At 49.6% G+C, this 6,245-nt stretch carries 7 protein-coding genes and 1 other annotated feature; all 7 genes read right to left on the bottom strand.

Annotation, left to right across the window (positions count from 1 at the left end):
* Positions 1-160: 160 nt before the first annotated feature.
* Positions 161-694: a hypothetical protein gene (locus P792_RS36965; RefSeq protein WP_023977978.1), complete on the bottom strand. Its 534-nt coding sequence runs from the start codon at positions 692-694 to the stop codon at positions 161-163.
* Between the two features lie 78 nt (positions 695-772).
* On the bottom strand, positions 773-1,120 hold the full coding sequence (locus tag P792_RS38355) for a tlde1 domain-containing protein (RefSeq protein ID WP_235075415.1): 348 nt from the start codon (positions 1,118-1,120) through the stop codon (positions 773-775).
* Positions 1,121-1,197: 77 nt separating this feature from the next.
* Positions 1,198-1,383 carry a hypothetical protein gene (locus P792_RS38350; protein WP_023977977.1) on the bottom strand — a complete coding sequence of 62 codons (186 nt, stop codon included), beginning with the start codon at positions 1,381-1,383 and terminating at the stop codon, positions 1,198-1,200.
* Positions 1,384-1,592: 209 nt separating this feature from the next.
* The gene (locus tag P792_RS24750) at positions 1,593-3,707 is read right to left on the bottom strand and encodes a peptidase domain-containing ABC transporter (RefSeq protein WP_084331042.1); all 2,115 of its coding nucleotides are present in this window, start codon (positions 3,705-3,707) and stop codon (positions 1,593-1,595) included.
* A gap of 50 nt (positions 3,708-3,757) precedes the next feature.
* Positions 3,758-5,023 carry an HlyD family efflux transporter periplasmic adaptor subunit gene (locus P792_RS24745; protein WP_023977975.1) on the bottom strand — a complete coding sequence of 422 codons (1,266 nt, stop codon included), beginning with the start codon at positions 5,021-5,023 and terminating at the stop codon, positions 3,758-3,760.
* Between the two features lie 329 nt (positions 5,024-5,352).
* Positions 5,353-5,643, bottom strand: a complete 291-nt coding sequence (locus P792_RS39630; RefSeq protein ID WP_081866873.1) for an IS3 family transposase — start codon at positions 5,641-5,643, stop codon at positions 5,353-5,355.
* A gap of 10 nt (positions 5,644-5,653) precedes the next feature.
* Positions 5,654-5,770, bottom strand: a sequence feature (AL1L pseudoknot).
* 44 nt (positions 5,771-5,814) lie between these two features.
* The gene (locus tag P792_RS39625; RefSeq protein ID WP_155996826.1) at positions 5,815-5,952 is read right to left on the bottom strand and encodes a hypothetical protein; all 138 of its coding nucleotides are present in this window, start codon (positions 5,950-5,952) and stop codon (positions 5,815-5,817) included.
* Between the last annotated feature and the right edge of the window lie 293 nt (positions 5,953-6,245).

Below are 6,245 nucleotides of genomic sequence, written 5' to 3'. Positions count from 1 at the left end.
AGACTGGGTGTTCCCAGCGCAGAAGCCCTTCATTAGCGTGGAACATAAACGGGATGGAGGACTCTGCGGGAAAGCCGCCAACCGAGAAAGGCTCTAAGTCATCGTATACCTTGAAAAAAGGCGACATTAACGATACCCCCTTATTTTGAGCTATTAGTTCTTACTTCATATTATTTATATGATACTCACATATTTCCTTTTGTTTATTTAGGTCAGCGCCTTTGATTTTTTTTAGTTCGGCCAGTACTCTCGTTTTGAACGCAATATGTTCGGCCGGGGTAGGCTCTATATTGTTGTCTTGGCATAGGCGTGCGAGGGTGTCGTCAGTTTTAAAATCGCGAAGCACTGCCTGCGGGTTATGTTGTAAAGCTCGGCTCAAAGCTACGATTATACTGTAATGATTTCCTGCGTCTGTTCCCTTCAGAAGTTCCTTCCCTACCTTGATCCATAATTCTTCACCACTCTCTATATTAGTCTCAATAATCATTAACTCGCTTCGACCATCCTTCTCCCGTATATTTTGTAGTCGCGATGCGACAGTTGAGGCTCCATCGCGGCGTATCTGCTGAAGAACCTCAGAAGCGGACAACGTCCCCGTACTAGCCCTTGCGTCCTGTGAAGAGCAGAATATGACAAACACAGAGAAACAAACAACAACAACAGAAGAAAAGTTGATATAGTATAACTTTAGCATTTTAATTTTCCTTGAATAAATCCATATGTATAGTAAGCCGCACCATATATTTTATATACAGTGCGGCTAAATTTTTTGTTACTTAGTAACAACGAGAGTGGTTGCGGAAGAGTTGTTGTCTACAGAGTTCCTTACAGAAGGAGCCATTATGACGCAGCCATCCGAGGCACTGTTGTTACCGTTGCTGTTATCCCCATGCATATAAAAACCGTTCCTGCCTTGGGTATCGGTACCATCTGCAGGGGTCAGAGGAATGGAATTCGGACCGGTGTTAGACTTATCGATAGGATCCCCAATATTATATGTCCCTTGAGGTATGGGTCCTTCATCGTGGGTATACTGATCATTGGGATTATTTAGACCCTGACCATGGCCCGAGTACCCGGTTCCAACCTCAACAGACTGGCCGGTCGCATCGTCAACCAGGGTTAGTTTGCCGGTGCTTTGAGAATACTGGTAGTGTTGGGGATCGGATCCGTATGGGTTGCTCGTATTTTCCGGGGTTACAGCGTACGCGCCATCACCGCCGCCGTCTCCGTCGTCAATGTCTCCGTCTCCTGATCCGTCACCATCTCCATCGTCGTCTCCGCCCTCGCCGCCGCCGTCTCCTTCACCGCCTTCACCGCCTTCACCGCCTTCACCGCCTTCACCACCTTCACCACCGCCACCTTCTGACTCATCACCGCCATCGGAAGCCATTTCGGGCGAGAACCCTAGGAGTTCTGTATGAGCGATGGGCGTGATCCCCATTGATGAGTGCACACTGGAGGACGAAGCGGTTGCCGCAAGGGTCGAAATACCCTTTATCCCGCCAGCCACCATGTCTATTTCTGTTACGGTTAACGACCTCATTGCTTTGATCTCCACAAAACAGACAAAAGAGGGATTAGGCTGCCCTCTACACAGCCAAGGCCTTCAGCGGCGGTTCGCCGGCCGAAGCGCCAAGCTTAGGGCGCAACTCGATGACACGATCAGCGGCTGATATCGTCTCAGGGCGATGCGCGAAGGTGATCCGAGTTAGCTTCATGTCGCCGATCGACTCACAGAGGCGGCGCTCAAGTGCCAAATCGAGATTGCTAGTTGCCTCGTCTAAAACGATGATACGCGGGTTGCGATATAAAGCACGCGCGAGCAGTAATCTTTGCTTCTGTCCTGCTGAAAGAGCTGCCCCCATATCACCGACGAGAGTTTGATACCCCATTGGCATTGCGCAGATCTCGTCGTCGATACACGCTTGCACAGCTGCCACTTGCACTGCCTCGATCCTGAAGCTCTCGTCAAAAAATGATATATTTTCTGCAATGCTTCCAGAAAATAACTGATCTTCCTGCAAGACTGCTGCGACGAGCTGCCGCAGTTTGGTTTTGCCTAGATCACGTATGTCCTTCCCTCCGACGCTGATAGTTCCGCGTTCCGGATCTGCCAATCCGAGCATTAATCTAGCAACAGTGCTTTTCCCACATCCGGATGGTCCAATTATCGCTACATGCTCACCTGGAGCAATATCGAAAGACATATTCTCCAGAAGCCATTTCTCTCTCTCCGTATATCTAAAATATACGTTTCGGAATGAAAGCTGAAGGTCGTGTAATGGCCCAACATATTTGTTTTTTTGGTGGGCTTCAATTGGTTTGAGCATAATATCGGCTAATCGTTCGGTCTGAACCCGTAACATCTTTAATTCGATGAAACTGTCAGCTAGCCGGGACGAAGTCGACAATAATTGATCGCTAAAGGAGATCGTCGCCGTTAGCATACCAATGGTAATGTTTCCATCAATGCAGAGGTTTGTGCCGATAACTAACACCAATGCCTTACGTGCACCGTCGACGAACAATTGCGCGGATGCAAATGAGGCGCCCAAATATTGACTTTTTAAACCCTTTTCTAGCGTAATATACAATTTATTTATATACCTGACACCTATCTGAGACTCTTTATTGGAAACCTTTATTGACTGAATTCCTCTCAGAATTTCTAACAATTGTGTATTCTGTTTAGCACTAGCGCTGATCTGGCCTAAATTGGCTTCACGAAAAACCCCATAGTATAAAATCCTTATACAGAAGTACAAAACTACTGATGCTGTAGAGGTTAAGCCGACCCATAAATTATAATAAAATAGTATTGCCGCTGTCGTTATCGAGACGATCAAGTCCATCAGCAAAGCTGGAAATTTCGCTACTATCGTTTTTTGGATTGCGTCTATGGACCCCACCCGTGAGACAATATCTCCAAGGTGTCGGGCTTGGAAGAAAGGTAAGGGCAAGCGCGTCAAATGACGTGCGACATTTCCTGCCCAACCATAGCTAAACTGTGCCCCGACATAGGCTGTGAGCCAGCCACGAGAGCCAGATAGCGATGCCCCAAGTAACACGGTTAACAAGTAAGCGCCTATCACCAGATATGATAGCTGTCTATCGGCGTCCGGTATAACCTCATCGATCATTGTCTGTATTAACAATGGTGCACTAATATAAAGTATTTCAAGAGTAACAGAAAGCACTAATATTACAGTTATATTTCGACCGAGACCATTAATGCTTCCAGCCAGCTTTCTGAGCGAAATAGGGGGGGGGCTAACCCGACGTCGAAAGGTCGGTGACCGCGCCATACGAAATGCGACACCGGTGTAATGGCGGCCAACTTGCGAAATGAAGAGAACTTTCGTACCTGAGGCTGGATCATGTATGTAGTAACGCTGGTTCTTTATACGAGATAAAACTACGAAATGTGCTAGGTCCCAGTGCAAAACGCACGGGAGTTCAATGTCCTTGATTTCGTCAAGATCTGCTTTGAGTGGATGACATTGAAGACCCATAGCATCTGCAACATGCATGATGTCTCGTGCTGTCATGCCTTTTTGCGATGCCGGGTACGCCATCCTCAGTTCCGGCAACGTAACATTATAGCCATGGTACTGACTTATCATGGCTATACACGCAAGCCCACATTCTGTTGATTCGTCTTGTAAGATAGTCTCGATTGTGCGTTTCCGATGGGAAAAAGCCATCCTATGGGGCTCCGTTCAGGACCAAACGTTGTGCGCAAAGCGAACCAAGCTCAGATCGTTTTTTCTGCAGCGATCAGAGGGTCCATCAGCCATTCGATTATAGTTCGACGGTCAAGATGTACTTGAGCGTCTAGGCTCATGCCGGACAGCAGTGCTATCTTGGTGCCATAGGCGACAACAGATTGTGAGGGAATATTGACGTATATCAGGTAGTATGTGTCTGTTGATGGCAATTGTTTTCCGCCTAAAAGCTGCGTGACCTCATTAGCGTCGAGTGCGCTTTTCGAGGTCCCAACCACTACACCGGATGCTACGCCAAATTTCTGGAATGGAAATGCGTGATAGTGGAGCGATACGCGTTCTCCGATTTTTATGAAACCGACTGATTGGCTCTGAACCAGCAATTCTGCGTGCAAAATCGCTCCATTTGGCACAACCGCTACGAGCGCCTGTCCAGGGGTGACTGACTGTCCTTCCTTTATCAGCAGGGCTGAAACAGTGCCCGATACCTGCGCCTTGATGGCGATGCTTCTACTGAGTTCATTTCTCAGCATTGTCTGATCAATTTGGCTAATCGCCCTTCGCAAAGTGTCGACTTTGCTCTGCCCCTCGAATGGAAGAACCTTGAGACGCTCAGCGACAGAGTGTGCTTGCTCGTCGAGGGCGGCTAAATTTCCTTCAGCCGCATTTATGTTTGTTTTCGCACTCAGGAGGTTTGTTATTTCGCGCTCCAGAGTAAGACGCGAAGCAAATCCGTCTCGCTCTAGTGAGGCCCAACGTTTTACCGCGTGCTCTTCCAACGATATTTGAGCCTGATCAATAATAATTTCGTTTTGGGTCGCTACTCTCCTTTTCTCTATGTCGGATATCTGCTGTCGCAAGGAGTGCAAGTTGATGTCTAGGCTTTGCTCTTCACGAACTATTTCAGCTTGATAGCTTGTTCGCTGTTTAATGAGCTCGTCCGCCATGTGTTGCGCTGTATCTCCGTAGTGCTCGCTTGTTGTATCATCAGCTATCGCTAACAACTCTTCACCAGCTGCGACGGGTTTTCCAATATTTACGCGAATATGTTGCACCGTGCCGCCGCGTGGCGATGTCATCATTGCCATACCATCGCTTGGCACGAGCAAGCCGTCTGCTTGAATTCGTCTCGTGTAATGACCGAAGAAGAGGAGCGTTGTCGCAGCAAGCAAGGTTACCAGTGATATAGCGAAATATGCTCGCGCATGGGACGGCATAGTGATCTGTATACCGCCGTAAAGTTGGCTGCCTTGTCGATCGGTTACTTCGTCACGGAATAGCCGAACCTGTGACATGCTCAACGCTCCCTAAGTCAGTCATATCTCGTTCGTTACAAGGCGAACTCAGAATATCTTACATTTTGACGCGATTCGGAAATGTTTTGACATTACTAGTTTCATCCAAACAAACCGAGCGTGGTCAAATTACAACTGATTTAATGTTTCCCAAGGAAGAAATGACGGTGGGTTCTAGGACAGCTCGATCGGTAGCGACCATAGCTGCTTCGAGGTCGTAATAACCGGGGTTCCAGTGGCTCATACCAAGACTGCTTGTTACTGACTCATCTGTGATGAACTGAAGCTATCGCTGTGGCACGAGATATGAATCACTGCCTGGTCACATATCAGGGAGGCGGGGCATGGGTCGGGCATTGTTGTTGCGCGCGGATTATGATGCGATGGGTCTGTGCGGCTTGGCCCGGACCATGAAACACGCGGATCATGCCCTGCAAGCCCAGATCACGCATCAGTCGCGCGACCGTGCATCGGGCGACTTCAACCTTTTCCCGGCGAAGCTGACGCCAGACCTTCCGCACGCCGTAAACCCCAAAGTGCTCTGAGAAAACTCGCAGGATCTCGTCGTTTGCTCTGAGCCGATCTGCGCTCTGGGTCACGTCGTTTTCGAAGCCGCTCATAATAGGCTGACGGGGCAATCTGCAGCATTTTGCAAATCAGCTCGACCCCATATGCCGCGAGGTGCTCATCAACGGATGCCGTCATTTCCGAAAGGGGCGGTCGAGCTCCGCCTGGGCGAAAGAAGCGGACGCCTTCCGCAGGATCTCATTCGCCTGGCGCAACTCGCGCACTTAACGCGCCAGCGACTTGAGCCGATCGGCAGCCTCGGCCGGAACCCCAGCCCGTTTGCCGGTTCCGACTTCGGCCTTCTTGACCCACTGGTTCAGCGTATGCTTCGAGCAGCCGATCTTGCCGGCAATCGACACCATCGCCGTCCAACGCGACGGATGCTCGCCCTCATGCTTCAGAACCAGCCGTAACGCTCGAGCAACATTTCCTCAATAAGGGGTCGGTTCAGGCTGAGGGCGAAATGACACCCTAAGCAGAATGGCGATTGCACGGCAGGAAGCCAGCACGTCTGATTTTGCGTTCTGCTGTGCTTAAAATCTCAAGGTTCCAGCAAGCGTTGCGTGGCGCCGTTCCAGCGCCATAGGGAGCTGCCGGTAAGCCGCGTGCCTCCCCACCAACGGTGAACCGGGTTGTGCTGCGACCAGTTTGCCGC

It is taken from the genome of Asaia sp. SF2.1 (assembly GCF_000505765.1).
Taxonomy (GTDB): domain Bacteria; phylum Pseudomonadota; class Alphaproteobacteria; order Acetobacterales; family Acetobacteraceae; genus Asaia; species Asaia bogorensis.
The sequence above is the reverse complement of the archived record's forward strand: the minus strand, read 5'-3'. Positions and strand labels throughout refer to the sequence as shown.

Bases quoted from the DNA above. Each gene is read 5' to 3' on its own strand.
- P792_RS36965 (WP_023977978.1), bottom strand. From the start codon at position 694: ATGCTAAAGTTATACTATATCAACTTTTCTTCTGTTGTTGTTGTTTGT.
- P792_RS38350 (WP_023977977.1), bottom strand. From the start codon at position 1,383: ATGGCGGTGATGAGTCAGAAGGTGGCGGTGGTGAAGGTGGTGAAGGCG.
- P792_RS24750 (WP_084331042.1), bottom strand. From the start codon at position 3,707: ATGGCTTTTTCCCATCGGAAACGCACAATCGAGACTATCTTACAAGAC.
- P792_RS24745 (WP_023977975.1), bottom strand. From the start codon at position 5,023: ATGTCACAGGTTCGGCTATTCCGTGACGAAGTAACCGATCGACAAGGC.
- P792_RS39630 (WP_081866873.1), bottom strand. From the start codon at position 5,643: ATGAGCGGCTTCGAAAACGACGTGACCCAGAGCGCAGATCGGCTCAGA.
- P792_RS39625 (WP_155996826.1), bottom strand. From the start codon at position 5,952: ATGGTGTCGATTGCCGGCAAGATCGGCTGCTCGAAGCATACGCTGAAC.